This window comes from Acinetobacter sp. YH12235 (assembly GCF_013417705.1).
In the GTDB taxonomy this organism is placed as follows: Bacteria; Pseudomonadota; Gammaproteobacteria; order Pseudomonadales; family Moraxellaceae; genus Acinetobacter.
In genome coordinates this window covers 231,332-247,936 of record NZ_VPDL01000001.1, presented here as the reverse complement: position 1 = coordinate 247,936, position 16,605 = coordinate 231,332, and the positions used below count along the sequence as shown (strand labels likewise).

The window sequence follows — 16,605 nt, the reverse complement described above, 5'->3', positions numbered from 1 at the left end:
AGAATGAGCTTTCATATTACCTCTATTGCTATCCTTAACCTATTGAAGTTTGATTCTTTGGCTTCCGCAGGTAATTTGCCTAAACATCTAGAAAGTTTAATGGAAAAATCTAAAAGGTATGTTTTACCGAAAAAAAGAAGTAGAAACTACCCACGAGTTGTGAAAGGGAAACCACAGAAATACCCAAAAAAATGCCAGTCAATCTCTTAACTGACTGGCATTACCGATTATAGGGGCCTTTTTATATTGGCGAATTAACTAAAAAATTATAGATAGTCACCTTCTCGTTCCGGCTGATACAGCACTTTTTCAATCGTGACTTTCATCAACTGACCATCAGGTTGTGGCCATTCAATGGTCTGTCCTTCTGCCAAGCCCAAGATTGCAGTTCCAATCGGTGCTACGACATTCACTTGCCCTTTTTCACCTTTAAACTCATGCGGGTAGACTAAGGTGATTTCTACAGGCTCCGTTGATGGTGCAATCGTCAGCAATGCACGCGCATGCATGGTCACCACATTGCTTGGCATGTCCTCTGGCTTGACCACTTCAGCACGAGCCAGTTCATCTTCCAGTTGAAGCATGGTCTCACTGAGCTTGTCTTGATTTTCAAGCATGGTTTCGAGACGCTCCACATCCTGTTCAGATAAAATAATTTTTGGTTTAGCCATTCTTACTACCTTGTTTAATGAATGATTGAATAGTCTTTAAAAAGCGAATGAATCTAGGTTCTAAGTGGTTAATCAGATTAAATTAAGTTCAAATATAAAAAATCTATTTTTAGCTGCTAAAAAAATTGTGTCTTAACTCAACTTATAAAGCTGTTTTTCAAAGAATGTAACCAGTTTTAGAAAAACTCAATACTCTTTTCGAAATCAGATTTATAGGATCTGTATTTCTCAACTTTGTTTTATAAAAGGATAAGTATTTTCTATATAGGATTGATTAAGCTTTGATCTTATCTTCCCTTTTAACTCATCGTAAAAGCTAGCAGCAGAAGATGAGTCAGAAAAAATATCACCCAATAAAAAAGCCCCCTTGAGGGGGCTTTTCTCAAGTTAGGCTTATTTTGCGTAAACAGGGAATTTAGCACAAACAGCAGCAACTTTTTCTTTAACAGCAGCGATCACAGCTTCATCGCCTTTAGCATCAAGGATATCAGCGATCCAACCAGCAAGTTCACGAACTTCTGATTCACCGAAACCACGAGTCGTTACAGCAGGTGTACCGATACGGATACCTGAAGTCACGAATGGAGAACGTGGATCATTTGGTACAGAGTTTTTGTTCACAGTGATGTGTGCAGCACCCAACCAAGCGTCAGCATCTTTACCAGTGATGTCTTGTTTGATCAGAGACAACAAGAACAGGTGGTTTTTAGTGCCGCCAGATACAACATCGTAACCGCGTTCGATTAGAACTTCAGCCATTGCTTGAGCATTCTTAACCACTTGTTGTTGGTATGCTTTGTATTCAGGTGCCATTGCTTCTTTGAAGCAGATTGCTTTAGCAGCAACCGCGTGAACCAGAGGACCACCTTGGTTACCCGGGAATACAGCTGATTGAAGTTTTTTCTCGATTTCTTCGTTTGCTTTTGCAAGGATCAGACCTGAACGTGGACCACGAAGAGTTTTGTGAGTAGTCGTTGTTGTTACGTCAGCAATTTGAACTGGGCTTGGGTAAACGCCAGCAGCAACCAGACCAGCAACGTGAGCCATATCTACAAACAGGTAAGCACCAACTTTATCCGCGATGTCACGGAAACGTTGCCAATCTACGATTTGGCTGTATGCAGAGAAACCAGCTACGATCATACGTGGTTTGTGTTCTACAGCTAGACGTTCAACTTCTTCATAATCGATCTCACCAGTTTCTGGATTCAGACCGTATTGAATTGCATTATAAGTTTTACCTGAGAAGCTTACTTTCGCACCGTGAGTCAAGTGACCACCGTGAGCCAAGCTCATACCCAATACTGTGTCGCCTGGGTTAAGCAGCGCTAGGTAAACTGCAGAGTTTGCTTGAGAACCAGCATGTGGCTGAACGTTAGCATAATCAGCACCAAATAATTCTTTAGCACGGTCAATTGCCAATTGTTCAATGACATCTACATATTCACAACCGCCATAGTAGCGTTTGCCTGGGTAGCCTTCTGCATATTTGTTAGTGAGTTTTGATCCTTGAGCTTCCATTACTGCTGGTGAGCAATAGTTTTCAGAAGCGATCAACTCGATGTGCGCTTCTTGGCGAGCATCTTCGTTAGAGATTGCTTGAGCGATTTCTGGATCAAATTCAGCAATAGAGATATTGGCAAACATTAGCGAGGTCCTATTAAATTAGGGCTTTTAAGCCGTGCTAAGATTGGCGCGTATTGTAACATGAACTTTGCCAATTTCGATCATGAACTTTATTCAGTTTGCAATAAAAATAGCTCATGCTTAAAAAAACATGAGCTATAGAGATAAAAATAAGTTATTGAATTGGCATTAGAGATTTTACATCTGAAATAATATTAGCGATATTCAGTGCATAGACGCTACCATGATCCCATGAACCGTCCGTAATATAGCGTACCGAGGTTTGTTTCTGATTCGCTAAGCTCACTAAAACATCTGTTGCAGCCTTTGGAACAGTAGAATCCGCCTCTCCCTGATAAATAATCACAGGTGTAGACACTTTAACCTGTAAAGGCTGAGAGTCTTTATCCAGGAAATTCTTCACTACTGGAATACTCATAAAATTAGCTTGAGTACGCGGATATTCTTCCAGATTCCCATTGGTTTGGGCATAAGCTCCCATTGCCGTACCGAATTTGTTGCCTAATACATCATAACAATCTGTTTCGGCATTCTTGGCAATCTCGTCTGTTGGTGTTTTAAAGACCTGAATATATTGCAGATTTGGATTCGGATTACGCAATCCCGCGACAATCAGCGCGGTAAAAGTATCTAAAGAGGCTAGAGTTTGAATCTTTTTATTCAGATCTGGTTCTTGTCCAGCTTGAGCCTCACCACCTGCCAGAATCAGACTGAAATTAGAAGCAGGTGCTAAAGCTACCGTACCTTTATAAGTCATTTGAGAAGCACGTGCTGCATATTGGGCAGCGCCTAAAGCCGCTTGACCACCTTGAGAATGACCGACAGCCATCCATTGATTAGAGGCTTCCGAACCTAAATAGTCTTTTGCTGCGACGACAGCATCGGTAATGGAATAGGCTTCACTCTTAAGATTAAGGAAAGGATGAAGTTCTTTTCCACCCGGCTCACCCAAACCTTCATAATCAGGCGCAACGACCACATATCCCGCTTGAAGGAATCCGGCAATCATATTTTTGATATAAGAATTTATTTCATTGCGACTTGGTGCACACTGATCGGCCACACCCGTCGTACCATGTGCCCATGCCACTATCGGCCAACCTTTTGCAGGAGGCGTTCCTTTTGGAGTGAAAAGCAGTGCCGTCGCTTGGGTTTCCTTATTATTAATACCTAACATCTTATAGGTCATGACCACGCTCTCATCGGCAACAGCAGTCAGATCTGTTTTGGTATAGGCTACAGGTGTGGTTACGACTGGATTGTCAATATTATTTACGGGAATAGCGGGTTTGGATTCATAATAACGATCATCATCGCTATCATTACAGGCAGTTAAAGCTACGCTTAGCGCGAGTAGAGAACCAGTCAATACATGACGTTTCATCGATCTTATCCTTGTCTTAATTATTATCTCTCATAATTTTTATAGTTTTATCTTTATCAGTTGATAAAACTAGACAATAATTTCCCAAGTTATTTCATTAAATACAAGAGATTATTTTGTTATTTTTCTAATAAATAGCGATTTAATTTATGACCATTCCAACACGATAAATTTAAGTTTTGGAAATATTTACAGAAACTTTGAAAACTTTTATTTATAAGTGTAGATTACAAATATTCTATATCAGTCAAAAAGTCTGCAATTAAAGTTGAAATCCGGCATTTCAATTGTCAGGATCGAAACAATAATGTTAGATTTTGATATCCACTTTTTTTCAGGCATATTCTCGTCATGCAGGCTATCATTCTCGATACTGAAACCCATACCTTGAATGGTCAACCCATTGAAATTGCCTATGCGCCTGTAGAGATCATAGACCATAAAATCAGTCTGGATAAAAGTCGCTTGTTTGATCAGCTTTATTCATGCGACGAACCGATTTCCTTTGCCGCAATGGCCGTACATCATATTCTGCAGTCCGATTTGGAAGGACAACCGCATTACAGCAGCTTTGAACTCCCGCAAGAAACCACTTATATCATTGGCCATAATATTGATTATGATATTCGTGCCTTAGAAAAATGTGGCGTCGATTCATCGAATATTAAAGCAATTTGTACCCTTGCCCTCGCCCGCCGTGTTTGGCCAGAGGCTGAAGCACATAATATCTCTGCATTAATCTATATGATTACCAAAGGCAGCGAACGCGCCCGGGAAATGATCCGTAAAGCCCATCGCGCCGATATGGATATCATTTTGACAGCAAATATCCTGATGCATATTGTGCATCACCTGAAAATCAGCAGTATTGAAGAACTCTATGAGGCATCTGAAGATGCGCGTATTCCACGGACCATCAATTTTGGTAAGCACCGTGGCACTGCGATTGCCGATCTTCCTGCTGACTATGTTCAGTGGTTACTTCGCCAGGATGACTTAGATCCTTATCTACGCAAAGCATTGGAAAATACGGCGATCCTTACGCTGTAAATTAAATTTTTTCGTCCCTCTTTAAATATTGAGAGGGGTTTCTAACTAATAATGTTTTTTTATTCAGCAAGTGAAACAAAGTATTTTATAGATGACTACCTTAGTCTTTAAAGCTCTTAACTAATCGCTATTCAGAATAAAAATAGATGCAAATCAATATTAATTTATTGATTTTTAATAATTTAATATTTAATCCTTTCTCACGCCTAACCGTTCTTATACTTTAGCGTGATAGAACATACCTCTAAACAGGCGCATATAGGAAATAATATAAATTAATCCTCTTTCTTCCCATGCAATACTATCTTGAATTCGATGCCTTTGATAATCCCATGCAGCTCAGTAAAGTGGGCAATTGGGTAATCACTTTTTTAAGTCCAGCTGAAGAATTGGACACTATACAACTTGCGATTACTTATGTACTACCACGCCAGATCAGTGATGTATTACAGCCACGACGGGTATTAATTCAAAAGAGTTCAATCGAACATCATTGGCTAATTCAAACCATTGAATGTTTTGACAGCGGAACCAATCAGGAAGTACATATTAGGCCTGCAGATGAACTGGGACAGCAAACCTTGTATCAAATTCTGGACGAGTTTGACCGTTATGATGTAAATGTCACATTAAAAGTTTTCTGAAATAATACTTTTCTCAGAGCGTATTTTGAAGAAGTTCATTTAGATCATCTATGTAGATAGCTTGATGTTATTTAATATAAAAAATTAAGAAACTGAGAAAAGATAAGAATTTATCCAATCTCTTCGAATTAAATTTATCAGTTTTTATTCTGCATCAAATATTTATAAAGAAGCTGAACTCAGATATCAAAATCAAGCTCATCATTGGATGAGCTATATCTTTTTTAAGGGTCGCAAAGCAGCTTAATGAATCCCGAATCCTTATTTAGGATCCAAAACACGATAGATACAGTCGGTCTGCTCACTGGCAAATAACAGTTCAATTGTTGGTCTGATAATTTCATCATCCACGACAATATAGTCGACTTGCTGTTCCAAACGCTGGGACGGATCACTATGCTGAGCGCCAGCACGTAGTAATGCTTTTACATTCAGGATTTTGCCATACTGGTTTTTGACTTGCACTTCAATTAAATCTTTTGTCATCGTCATACCTCCCTTTATTGGCATTATTAAATTTGCTTGTCTGAATTCTTATAACATAGTTATTTGAAAGGCTTTCAAACGAATATGTAAGATTTTTTAGCGAGCACTTTTTATCGACTATATATTGCCGCTAATGAAGAATGTGCCATACAAATAAAAGAGTCGAAATGATTAACAACTCTCGCTTAGAATTTTGTATTAAAAAGCCCGCATCACTGCGGGCTCTGTGTTGGATGGCTAGTGCTAGATTTATTGCCTGAACCTAAGTTCGAGCTCAACTAACTGTCATTGATCCGTCCAACTTATTGGTAGCGTCGTTTCGTTTTATGACCTACCATGAGTTCAATATAGCAGGATTTTTTTTACCAACAATACGCTTTTACACTTCTAAAAGAAGACTTATACAATATTTAAATTGTACTTTTTCAAAAGCAGATTAGAATATTTTGGCTGGATCAATAAAGCACTACAAACAATTCTATTCTTTTCTATCCCTACATCCTATCTATTTAAATTTTAATAAAAATATTCTTTATTTATGTGAAAAATGAATAATTTTATCTAAATATAATTTCAAGTCTTAAGTAAAAGAGTTCGCTATTAAGGCGATTGATTAGCCACTAAAAGTAATAGCGAAAACTAAATTGATAAGTAACCCCATTCAAATCCAGATCATCACTCTTGCCAGAGACACATGCGCCATTCATGCAAATCTTGGCATCACGGTTAAACATCCATTGATAACCAAAAGATCCAATTAAATCTGCTTCAGGAGCAACTTTATAACCGACCTCCAATGCAACGGGAATTGTAAAATAATCCAATTCAAGATCGATTCGACCAAGATCTGCATCCGTTTCACTTTCATCTACCCAGCTCATTCCTAAGCCTATAGAAACTGCTGAATAAAGCTGATCATTTTCCAGAAATTTATTTTTTATCCCAACTGCAACTTGATTGTAATCAATATCTGAACTTTGAAATTTATATTCGGCCCATAAGCTGGCCGTTGGATGGGATTGATATTCACCATTAATAAACAGCCCATCGAATGATTCGGTACCAAAAAAGCTGTCTGCCCCCTATTTTTGAACCGGCATAGCCAAAAGCTAAATAATACTGACTTATTAGGTTTTCTTGAGCATGATAAGGTGTAGTCGTAATAACTGCTTTATCTTTTGGAGCAGGATTACCATGTTGAATAGCTAAAGGTGTATTCGCTCCAGCAACTGAAGAAGCCCCAATCATCAACCCAATGAATAATAATTTTTTCATATCTATGTCTCATTTTTATTATGAGAATAAGATACTAATTTTTAAGAGAAAAACCACTCTATGTGACTAGATTCCTATTCTTTCCCCTGTACTCAAATATACATGAGAAGATAAATGCTTTTGGTCAATATATGCTATTGACCTTTAATCATGAATAATTGTTTTGCATTTTCTTTAGCCAAGATTGACATGAGTAGTGATGCTACAATTAATAAAATTCCAATAATTACTAAACGCACTTCTTGATGAATAAATCCTGTAATCAAGGCAATTACAGCAAGAAGGATGAAAACACCAACTGATCCCATTTTTAGTATGTTCATTATTAACCCCTTATTATTTCTATTTTTTAGATTTATTTTCTTCATCTTATTAAATGATGCATTACTGATTTTAAGAAGCCTCTTTCCCCCTCCCTAGTATTTTTATCTTTACATGAAATAGATCATCTTTCCTTCGTCCTGAAAGGATCTTTTAAGCTGTTTTTACACGCTTGTAAGACTAGGCTTGCAGCCACAATGGACAATAGACCGATTATTCCAAATATAAAATCACTGAGGATTACACCTACAATAATGGATGTGAGAGCACATATAAGAAGAATTAACAACAGCCCAATTTGTAGAATTTGCATAAAAAATCCCCTAATTAATTGTATAATCATTCCACTTTGTATGCAATTTGTAAATAATATTTTTAAAATTTTATAAATTATTATTTGATAAAAATTTTCTGCTGAGGATATTCCTTCTAAAATTTTAGCTATCTAACTTTCTTTCCAAAAATAAAATTTTCAATATTAAATTATTATTTTCAACAACTTAAATCAACATATCATTTTTTTATTTAAAGATTTTTTCTTTTCATTTTCTCAAATGAGATATATAAAGTTAGAATTCTCAAATGTGTATCAATTCTTATGAAAAATTCCAATTTTTAGCTTTAAAAAATTGGCAAAATACATCATTTAAGCATGCAAAAAATTTAGGATAATTATGATTGGGTCGTAACAAAGGCTTCATCATATAACGACTTATTTCTAACCGTTGTGTTAAATGATGAAAATAGTGGCATATATATTTATAGCATGATGAATTACATGAACTATGAACTTAGAATAAATTAATTTATAAAACTTATATTTTTACTTAAATCTTCATTTACTTCTATCTACCTTGAAGAATTTTTCAATTACAAAAGTAATCTTACATTCGCAACAATACCTAGAATCAAATCATTTCTAAATACAACAATGTAATTCATCCACTTTTATAGAATTAAAGGACTAGGGTATAGAATTAAAGGACTAGGGCGACTTATACATATATATATTCTCAACAAGAGGTAATTCCCGATGGCTAAACCAGATGAAGAACTGAATGAAGAGTTTCCAGAAGAAGAATTAGATCCACAAGAGAAACAGGATCGAGAGATTCAACGCGGTCAGTTAGGCGTGAATCAAGACCCTCAGGTTAAAAGAGATCAAATACGTCAAAAACATCAGGATGAAGAGGAAGAGAATCCATAATTTATTTTATAGATCTGAAATTGATTTTTTAATCTAATGAGGAAAGTGAACTTATAAAATGATGGTGCGGCCAGCGGGACTCGAACCCACGCCACAGGCTTCGGAGACCTGTACTCTATCCAGTTGAGCTATGGCCGCAGCTTTTTGGAATGCGCACATCATAACAAAAATTCGCATAAGGTAAAGCAACTATCTATAACTTCGTTATTTTTATGCCTATCCTTTATACAGTGTGCCAAAACAGCAACAGAGAATTCCATGTGAATGACTTGGTTTATTCTGCAAGATCACTCACAATATCTCAACTTTTCACCATTTGAGATCTCTATGACTGATGCGCTGACATTAAGGGATTTGTCGAAGACCTATGGAAATGGTTTTCAGGCACTTAAAGGAATCAACTTAACTGTACCTGAAGGTGAATTCTATGCCCTGTTAGGACCTAATGGCGCGGGCAAGTCCACTACTATTGGTATTATCAGTTCATTAACAAGAAAAACCTCTGGAACCGTTGAGATTTTTGGCCACAATCTGGATACCCACCCTTCTGAAGCCAAACAATGTCTAGGTGTGGTGCCCCAAGAATTTAACTTTGCCCAGTTTGAAAAAACCTTTGATATTCTGGTCACTCAAGCCGGTTATTACGGTATTCCTAAAAAAATTGCCCAAGCGCGTGCTGAAGAATATTTAAATAAACTGGGTCTTTGGGAAAAACGCTCTACCCAAGCTCGTATGCTTTCAGGGGGTATGAAACGTCGCCTGATGATTGCCCGTGCGATGATGCATGAACCAAAATTACTGATTCTGGATGAACCGACCGCCGGTGTAGATATCGAATTGCGTCGTTCCATGTGGGATTTTCTTAATGAAATGAACAATAATGGTACTTCTATTATTTTAACGACTCATTATCTGGAAGAAGCAGAGATGTTGTGTCGTCGGATTGCGATTATCGACCGTGGTGTGATCAAAGAAGATACCACCATGAAGAACTTCCTGAATCAGCTTAATGAAGAATCCTTTATCTTCGATCTGGCTGCGCCTATTGAGCCATTAAATATTGAAATTATTGGTGTGAAATTTAATTTAGTTGATCCAATGACCCTAGAAGTGACACTGGATAAAGCTCATAGCATGAATGACCTGTTCCAGTTACTGGAATCTCAGAATATTCAAGTACGCAGTATGCGTAACAAGTCAAATCGCTTAGAAGAACTGTTTGTGAAAATGGTCGAGAAAAATCTGGATGGAGCTGCACAATGAATATAAATCAGCTCGGCGTCGCCTTATATACCATCGTTCATAAAGAAGTTCGCCGCTTTATGCGGATCTGGCCACAAACCCTGTTGCCACCTGCCATTACCATGAGTCTATATTTCGTGATCTTCGGTAATCTGGTCGGTTCACGTATTGGGGAAATGGGCGGCTATAGTTATATGGAGTTTATTGTCCCTGGTCTGATTATGATGGCGGTGATTACTAATAGTTATGCCAACGTTTCTTCCAGCTTCTTTAGCTCAAAATTTCAGAAAAGCATTGAAGAGCTAATTATGAGCCCTGTACCTTTACATGCCATTTTATGGGGCTATGTATTGGGTGGTGTAATTCGTGGTCTGTTTGTTGCCATTATTGTCAGTGCCATGAGCCTGTTTTTTGCAGACCTTTATATTACTAACTGGTTTGTGACTATATATACAGTACTCATTACCTCGCTATTATTCTCTCTAGGCGGTTTTATTAATGCTGTCTATGCCAAATCTTTTGATGATATCTCGATCATCCCGACTTTTGTACTTACACCACTGACCTATTTAGGCGGTGTATTTTATGCGATTTCAGCCTTAAGTCCGTTCTGGCAAAATCTCTCTTTAGTTAACCCGATCGTGTATATGGTCAATGCGTTCCGTTTCGGCATTTTAGGTCATAGTGATGTCAATGTTTCCGTTTCATTGGTCGTGATTACTTTCTGGTGTGCCGTGCTTTACGGTATTGCTTACTATTTATTGTCTCGTGGTTCAGGAATGCGTGAATAATGAGTGTAGAACATTCTCTCCTTGGTAAAGACACCAACTACCCAACAGAGTATCAACCCGATATTTTGTTCCCGATTTCTCGTGCGCCTGCCCGTGAAAAATATGCCCATGTTGAAGCTATTCAGCAAGGCAAAGACTGGTGGCATGTTTTTGAAATTTCTTGGTTAAATGCTGCCGGTGTGCCTCAAGTGGCGATTGGTCGGATTACCCTGCCAGCATTTTCCCCAAATCTCATTGAATCAAAGTCTTTAAAGCTGTATTTCAATAGTCTGAACTTTACCAAGTTTGATTCGAAAGAGGCCTTTATTGCAACTGTAGAAAAAGATCTCTCAAAAGCTGCCGATGCTGAAATTACTTTAGATCTTTTCCATGTCGATGAACTGGAAATTTCCAAGCCTGAAGGTATCTGTATTGATGACCTGACTCCGGAACGCCTGGAAAATCATCCAGATGCTTCTTTATTGTCTTTAGATCAGCAAAGCGATGAAAATATCGAAGTGCAACTCTATTCACATTTATTAAGAAGTAACTGTCCAGTCACTGGACAACCGGACTGGGGTACAGTATTTATACGCTATCAGGGCAAAAAACCTTGTTATAAGAGTATTTTGGCTTATATTATTTCTTACCGTCAGCATAACGGTTTCCACGAACAATGTGTGGAACAGATGTTTGCCGATATTTGGCAAAATCTGAAACCGGAAAAGCTGATGGTATATGCGACCTATACACGCCGTGGTGGATTGGATATCAACCCTTGTCGTGTATCGGATTCCACATGGATGCCTCGCCCTATTCGTTTAGCGCGACAATAAAAAACATTGAGGTTTAAGAATGCCTTTTTTTGGTTTTATTCCTTCTGCAGAACTATTAAATACAATTCAGACTGCACAGAAAAATAAAAACTCGAGTGAACCACTTTATCCACTGCGTGATAAAACCGCATTAATGATTAATGATGAAATTATTGATGCGATTCTCACTGAACTGGTACGCCGTTTTCCTGCAAGCGAAAAACGCGATACGGCAGAAAAACTGGCGGGCTATATCAAGTCCACTGTAGCAGTGTTACTGAAACAGTTGCTGGGTAAAGCACCAAATGAAGTCGTCAAGGAGTCGATTGCTTTTTCTGAGCGCAGCCTGTTTAAAGATCCGGAAGGAAATTTCCGTATTGGTGAACCTCTGGATGCCAATTTGGTCACCAATCTAAAACACCATTATGCAGAATTAAAAGCTGGCCAAAGTGTCGATAAGCAGAGTCTCAGCAATCTGTACAAACAGTTTGGTGAAGCGACTGTACGTCATTTCATGGTCGACTTTAATAAAACCTTAGATTTAGGCATGATTAAACGCAAGGCTGCTGATATTGGTGCTTCAGCGGTAATCAAAGCGATTAATATTGCAGCAGATAAAATCATCCTGAATTTAAATAAGGATGAACTTCAGGCAATGGCAGAATATCACGACACCCTATTCTTTACTGAATAAAGCCGCATATTTATTCAAATAATGCAGATTAAGCCTGACTTCGGTCAGGCTTTTTTTGTGGCTTAAGAAATAGCTTGTTACAGTTATTGTGAACTAAAATACAAAATGCTGAAAAAACAACCAACCCTTTCCTGTTTTTAAGGGAGTTTATATGACTCCTATTCATCAGAATGTTATCTTTAATATTGCCTCTAATGCCAGAAAATTGAGAAAAGTGAATTGATCTTTTTCATGGCACGATTCAAATGACATAGCCACAAACCTATCAAAAAATTGGAAATCATACCAAGATGTTGAAATCGAATTTTTATAAAAAATTGAAGCAGCTTTCGATCCTTGTCAGTGCATTCGGACTCAGTAGTTTAAGCCTGGCCAACGATTTTCAATATCATCCCTCTTATGCCAGTTTCAAGCAAAACACTATGCAGACCTATGGTCTAAGTGCCCAGCAAGTAGACAGTGCAATGACGGGAGCAAAAAATCTTCCAAATATTATCAATATCATGAATCGTCCAGGTGAAAGTAAGCCTTGGTATGCCTATAAGACCAATTTTCTGTCTGAAGGTACGATTCAACGTGGTGTACGTTTCAAGCAGCAATATGCTGCAACACTAAATCGCGCTGAGCAGCAGTTTGGTGTACCACAATCGATCATTTTGGGTATTTTGGGGGTAGAGACCGGTTTTGGCAGCAACAAGGGTTCATTTGTGACCCGTGATGCACTGGCAACTCTTGGCTTTGGTTATGAACGTCGTGCGCAATACTTCCAGGATGAACTGGCGGCATTGATCGCATGGTCATATAAAGATGGTGTGTCAGCATCCTCGATCGTGGGTTCTTATGCAGGTGCTGTGGGCTATCCGCAGTTTATGCCAAGTAATATTCCAAAGTATGGGGTCGACTATGATGGCAATGGCCATATCGATCTGCGCAATTCTGCGGTAGATGCGATTGGTTCAATTGCAAACTATCTGGCTCAAAATGGCTGGCAACGTGATCAGCCAATTGCCTTCCCTGCCCGTTATAGCGGTTCGAATCCTGATTCTGTCATCGCCAAAGATCTGACTCAGCCAACACCTTATGGAGTAATCAAAACCCAAGGAATCAGTCCGATGAATCCGATTGTTCGTATTGATGATCTTGATATGGTCAATGTCATTCAATTACAAGAAAATTACGGACCGATTTACTATATTACTTATCCGAATTTTCAAGTGATTACCACGTACAATCGTAGTCGTATGTATGCCACTGCATTGTGGCTTTTAGGTACAGAAATTACGAGCCGATAACAGTAAAAATTACTACATACTATTAAAGTCAAGATTTTTATTAAACAAAATGCCTAAATTTTAGGCATTTTTTACGCCTTGTTACAATATTGATTATTTTTTAATCACTCATTGTTTATTTTGCGTACTTTTTTTAACTATTTTAATTAAATACTAGACAGCCAGTTGCCAGCATGAATATTATCCAATTCGTTAAATGTAGTTGCATAAGTTAAATATCAGGCATGTTTATAGGGTTATCAGCTACTTAGGCCCAATCTAATGAAACATGCTGTTAGGAGTTGATTCAATGCATTCTTCTTTTCTGAAGTACTTTATGGCCATTGCCGCGACCGTTACCCTAACGCAATCGCAAGCAGATATGGTTCAGTCGTCATCATTCAATAATGATCATGACAATTCGCGTCTTGCAGCGCGTGTATTAAATAAAGAAGCTCAAAGCTTCAATTCAAATTTCACAAATTTGAACAGCCTTTCAATCACTGAGCGTTCTGGCGATAAAGTTCGTCGTCAAACCATTGCAGCAAAAATTGCAATTCCTGCAGAAGAGCCTTCAGTGATTGAGAAACTGAACAATGTTGCTTCAAACACAGTTCGTAAATTCAGTCAGACAGGTACAGCATCTTGGTATGGTCGTCAGTTCCATGGCCGTAAAACTGCCAGTGGTGAAACATTCGATATGAATGCAATGACTGCTGCACACCGTAGCCTGCCATTAAACTGCTTTATCCGCGTGACTAACAAAAACAATGGTAAGAGTGTTGTTGTGAAGGTGAATGACCGTGGTCCATTCCATGGCAACCGTGTTCTAGATTTATCTTACGGTGCTGCTAAACAGCTTGGTATTACCAATGCGGGTACTGCACATGTCAATATTGAGCGTGTAGATGGGCCAAACTCATAAGATTTGACCGCTCTACATTTAACTCAAAAGCCACAGTCATGTGGCTTTTTTATTTGGTGATGTAGAGCAAGCATTCGACTTGCTTTTATCCTTAATACTGGCGATGTTATTCCATTCAGGTATAAGCCTTCTCTAACCCTTATCAACCCACTATCGATTTCATTTTGACCATACCTCCAAACTGTTTTATATTTTGAAAACTGACAGTACGTTCATGGATGGGAGCGATAGAATGAAAACAATATCCGAATGGTTAGATGAATATAGTGAAAGTCATCAAAACAAAACCAACAAACTGATCCATTGGGTCTGCGTGCCTGCCATCTATTTTTCCATTATTGGCATCATGGCGCACTTTAGCGCTTTACTGACTGCCCTGCTCCTGGTTCTGGCTTTTGTGTTTTATGCACGTCTAGATATTGTACTGGCTGTAGCAATGGCAGCTTTAACCCTGATGATGGCTTGGTTCATCTGGGTTTTACCTGTAGGTGTGGGCTTCTTTATAGCCTTGTTTGTTTTTGCCTGGATTGGGCAATTTTATGGACATAAAGTTGAAGGTAAAAAGCCTTCTTTCTTCAAAGACCTTCAATTCCTTCTCATTGGCCCGTTATGGTGCATGGATGCCTATTTAGGCAAAGTCCTACCTAAATGGAAATCTCGTCAATCTGAGGCAATACAGTGCGCTTAAAGCGTATGTAATATCATTACATTTATAAAACCAAGGAAAATTCCCTTATTGATAGGTTTTTCCTTGGTGTTTTAACCAACCGCTGATGTGCTTATTAGATGGATCATGATGGGTCCAATGAATCACCCCACCTTTGTCGCTATATTCATACTCACCAAAAAACTCAACCTGATCCCCTTTTTGCATATTCTGGATGCGTGGCGCCAGATCAATATTGTGCGCAACTAATACAGTTTGACCAGTGGATAATTCCAGAATAAATTTCTGATGACGGGAACCTTCATTATCATCTTTTAATAACACTACCACCTTACCGCTCGCCTGAACCTGAAGATCACTTTGTCTTTGCTGGTAAGCTTGCTCTATACGCTGGGTATCATCAGAAACCTTATGGGTACTTTTTTGAACATGAGTCTGCTCTCGAAACGCAACTTCTGCTGAAGGTACAAAAGTATTGGTCGGTTGTTTAGATTCTGATAAATCCAGACCTAAATAAGCAGCCAACAAAAGTGCAATGACAGCCCCGATCCCCATATTGGTTTTATTTGCCATAATTTCTCTTTGATTATTCTTTATTTAGTCACAAAAAAAGCCCCATTCGGGGCTTTTTCTAATTCGTTACTGAATTATTTTGCAGCAGCCTGAGCAGCAGCAACTTCTTCAGCGAAAGAAAGCTCAGCTTTTTTCTCGATACCTTCACCGACTTCGAAACGAACGAAGTTAGCAACAGTAGTACCAGTCGCTTTAAGAACTTCAGCAACTTTCTTGTCGTTGTCGATTACGTATTGTTGACGCTCAAGAACAACTTCGTTCAGGTATTTCTCAACAGAACCTACAACCATTTTCTCAACGATGTTTGCTGGTTTGCCAGATTCAAGTGCTTTTGCTTCAGCGATTTCTTTTTCTTTCGCGATAAGGTCAGCAGGAACTTGTTCAGCATTTACAGCAACCGGGTTGAATGCAGCAATGTGCATTGCCAAGCCTTTACCAGTTTCAGCATCACCTGAGTAAGATACAACAACACCGATACGAAGACCGTGTTTGTAAACAGCAAGGTTTTCACCTTCAACAATTTTCGCACGACGTACTTGGATGTTTTCACCGATTTTTTGAACTAGCGCAATACGAGCTTCTTCTACAGTAGCGCCATCTTCAAGTTTAAGTTCAGCGATTTTAGCAGCGTCAGTTTCGTTTGCAGCAAGTGCAGCAGCAGCAACTTTCGCAGAGAAACCAGCAAAGTTTTCGTCTTTAGCAACGAAGTCAGTTTGGCAGTTTACTTCTAGAAGGATTGCTTTGTTGCCTTCTTGAGCAATTGTGATCGCGCCGTCAGCAGCAATGTTACCAGCTTTTTTAGCTGCTTTTGCTTGACCAGATTTACGAAGGTTGTCGATCGCTAATTCGATGTCACCACCAGCTTCTGTCAAAGCTTTTTTACATTCCATCATTGCTAGACCAGTACGATCACGCAGTTCTTTAACCATGCTTGCTGTAACTGCAGTCATGTTTATCTCCTAA

At 38.6% G+C, this 16,605-nt stretch carries 19 protein-coding genes, 1 tRNA gene and 1 pseudogene; 11 read left to right on the top strand and 10 right to left on the bottom strand.

The annotated features are described in order from the left end of the window. Positions 1-210, top strand: a pseudogene (locus FTV13_RS15585) (DDE transposase); the annotation flags it as partial. A 56-nt stretch (positions 211-266) separates the two neighbouring features. On the opposite strand, the gene rnk reads toward FTV13_RS15585, so the two are convergent. From rnk to FTV13_RS01235, 3 genes are all read right to left on the bottom strand, one after another. After that, complete coding sequence (gene rnk / locus FTV13_RS01245; RefSeq protein ID WP_034171243.1) at positions 267-671, bottom strand: nucleoside diphosphate kinase regulator; 405 nt, start codon at positions 669-671, stop codon at positions 267-269. Positions 672-1,064: 393 nt separating this feature from the next. After that, positions 1,065-2,318 carry a serine hydroxymethyltransferase gene (gene glyA, locus FTV13_RS01240; protein WP_004784306.1) on the bottom strand — a complete coding sequence of 418 codons (1,254 nt, stop codon included), beginning with the start codon at positions 2,316-2,318 and terminating at the stop codon, positions 1,065-1,067. A gap of 154 nt (positions 2,319-2,472) precedes the next feature. Beyond that, on the bottom strand, positions 2,473-3,702 hold the full coding sequence (locus FTV13_RS01235; RefSeq protein ID WP_179993420.1) for an alpha/beta fold hydrolase: 1,230 nt from the start codon (positions 3,700-3,702) through the stop codon (positions 2,473-2,475). A 351-nt stretch (positions 3,703-4,053) separates the two neighbouring features. On the opposite strand from FTV13_RS01235, the gene FTV13_RS01230 reads away from it, so the two are divergent. After that, positions 4,054-4,752 (top strand): putative quorum-sensing-regulated virulence factor, encoded by a 699-nt coding sequence (locus FTV13_RS01230; protein WP_179993419.1) that lies wholly within the window; start codon positions 4,054-4,056, stop codon positions 4,750-4,752. A 293-nt stretch (positions 4,753-5,045) separates the two neighbouring features. Then, complete coding sequence (locus FTV13_RS01225; RefSeq protein WP_159124509.1) at positions 5,046-5,396, top strand: hypothetical protein; 351 nt, start codon at positions 5,046-5,048, stop codon at positions 5,394-5,396. 261 nt (positions 5,397-5,657) lie between these two features. Here the strand turns inward: FTV13_RS01225 and FTV13_RS01220 are convergent, their stop codons facing one another. From FTV13_RS01220 to FTV13_RS01210, 4 genes are all read right to left on the bottom strand, one after another. Next, on the bottom strand, positions 5,658-5,882 hold the full coding sequence (locus tag FTV13_RS01220) for a hypothetical protein (RefSeq protein ID WP_179993418.1): 225 nt from the start codon (positions 5,880-5,882) through the stop codon (positions 5,658-5,660). A gap of 620 nt (positions 5,883-6,502) precedes the next feature. After that, positions 6,503-6,763 (bottom strand): hypothetical protein, encoded by a 261-nt coding sequence (locus tag FTV13_RS15660; RefSeq protein ID WP_257218383.1) that lies wholly within the window; start codon positions 6,761-6,763, stop codon positions 6,503-6,505. Between the two features lie 151 nt (positions 6,764-6,914). Beyond that, on the bottom strand, positions 6,915-7,157 hold the full coding sequence (locus FTV13_RS15655) for a hypothetical protein (RefSeq protein WP_257218381.1): 243 nt from the start codon (positions 7,155-7,157) through the stop codon (positions 6,915-6,917). Positions 7,158-7,291: 134 nt separating this feature from the next. Beyond that, the gene (locus tag FTV13_RS01210) at positions 7,292-7,480 is read right to left on the bottom strand and encodes a hypothetical protein (protein ID WP_159124506.1); all 189 of its coding nucleotides are present in this window, start codon (positions 7,478-7,480) and stop codon (positions 7,292-7,294) included. Positions 7,481-8,511: 1,031 nt separating this feature from the next. Between FTV13_RS01210 and FTV13_RS01205 the strand changes: the two genes are divergently transcribed. Beyond that, positions 8,512-8,685, top strand: coding sequence for a hypothetical protein (locus FTV13_RS01205; RefSeq protein WP_179993406.1), 174 nt, complete (start codon positions 8,512-8,514; stop codon positions 8,683-8,685). 62 nt (positions 8,686-8,747) lie between these two features. Here the strand turns inward: FTV13_RS01205 and FTV13_RS01200 are convergent. Then, positions 8,748-8,823 (bottom strand) — tRNA-Arg (locus tag FTV13_RS01200). Positions 8,824-9,012: 189 nt separating this feature from the next. Here FTV13_RS01200 and FTV13_RS01195 point away from each other — a divergent pair. The 7 genes from FTV13_RS01195 (at position 9,013) to FTV13_RS01165 (ending at position 15,090) form a co-directional block, all read left to right on the top strand. Further along, positions 9,013-9,948, top strand: coding sequence for an ABC transporter ATP-binding protein (locus FTV13_RS01195; RefSeq protein WP_180010723.1), 936 nt, complete (start codon positions 9,013-9,015; stop codon positions 9,946-9,948). Then, positions 9,945-10,718 (top strand): ABC transporter permease, encoded by a 774-nt coding sequence (locus tag FTV13_RS01190; protein WP_159124083.1) that lies wholly within the window; start codon positions 9,945-9,947, stop codon positions 10,716-10,718. The genes FTV13_RS01195 and FTV13_RS01190 overlap by 4 nt, the downstream gene beginning before the upstream one ends. Next, on the top strand, positions 10,718-11,533 hold the full coding sequence (queF, locus tag FTV13_RS01185) for an NADPH-dependent 7-cyano-7-deazaguanine reductase QueF (protein ID WP_179993404.1): 816 nt from the start codon (positions 10,718-10,720) through the stop codon (positions 11,531-11,533). The genes FTV13_RS01190 and queF overlap by 1 nt, the downstream gene beginning before the upstream one ends. A 19-nt stretch (positions 11,534-11,552) precedes the next feature. Then, a complete protein-coding gene (locus FTV13_RS01180) occupies positions 11,553-12,206 on the top strand; it encodes a hypothetical protein (RefSeq protein ID WP_004784477.1) in 654 nt (217 codons plus the stop codon). A gap of 290 nt (positions 12,207-12,496) precedes the next feature. After that, positions 12,497-13,498: a lytic murein transglycosylase B gene (gene mltB, locus FTV13_RS01175; RefSeq protein WP_159124080.1), complete on the top strand. Its 1,002-nt coding sequence runs from the start codon at positions 12,497-12,499 to the stop codon at positions 13,496-13,498. 289 nt (positions 13,499-13,787) lie between these two features. After that, a complete protein-coding gene (locus FTV13_RS01170) occupies positions 13,788-14,402 on the top strand; it encodes a septal ring lytic transglycosylase RlpA family protein (protein WP_004784482.1) in 615 nt (204 codons plus the stop codon). Between the two features lie 232 nt (positions 14,403-14,634). Beyond that, on the top strand, positions 14,635-15,090 hold the full coding sequence (locus FTV13_RS01165; RefSeq protein WP_179993403.1) for a DUF962 domain-containing protein: 456 nt from the start codon (positions 14,635-14,637) through the stop codon (positions 15,088-15,090). Between the two features lie 45 nt (positions 15,091-15,135). Here FTV13_RS01165 and FTV13_RS01160 read toward each other — a convergent pair whose 3' ends face one another. Together FTV13_RS01160 and tsf are read right to left on the bottom strand one after the other, a co-directional pair. Then, positions 15,136-15,642 (bottom strand): DUF3465 domain-containing protein, encoded by a 507-nt coding sequence (locus FTV13_RS01160; RefSeq protein ID WP_179993402.1) that lies wholly within the window; start codon positions 15,640-15,642, stop codon positions 15,136-15,138. Positions 15,643-15,716: 74 nt separating this feature from the next. Beyond that, positions 15,717-16,592, bottom strand: coding sequence for a translation elongation factor Ts (gene tsf / locus FTV13_RS01155; protein ID WP_004784491.1), 876 nt, complete (start codon positions 16,590-16,592; stop codon positions 15,717-15,719). Between the last annotated feature and the right edge of the window lie 13 nt (positions 16,593-16,605).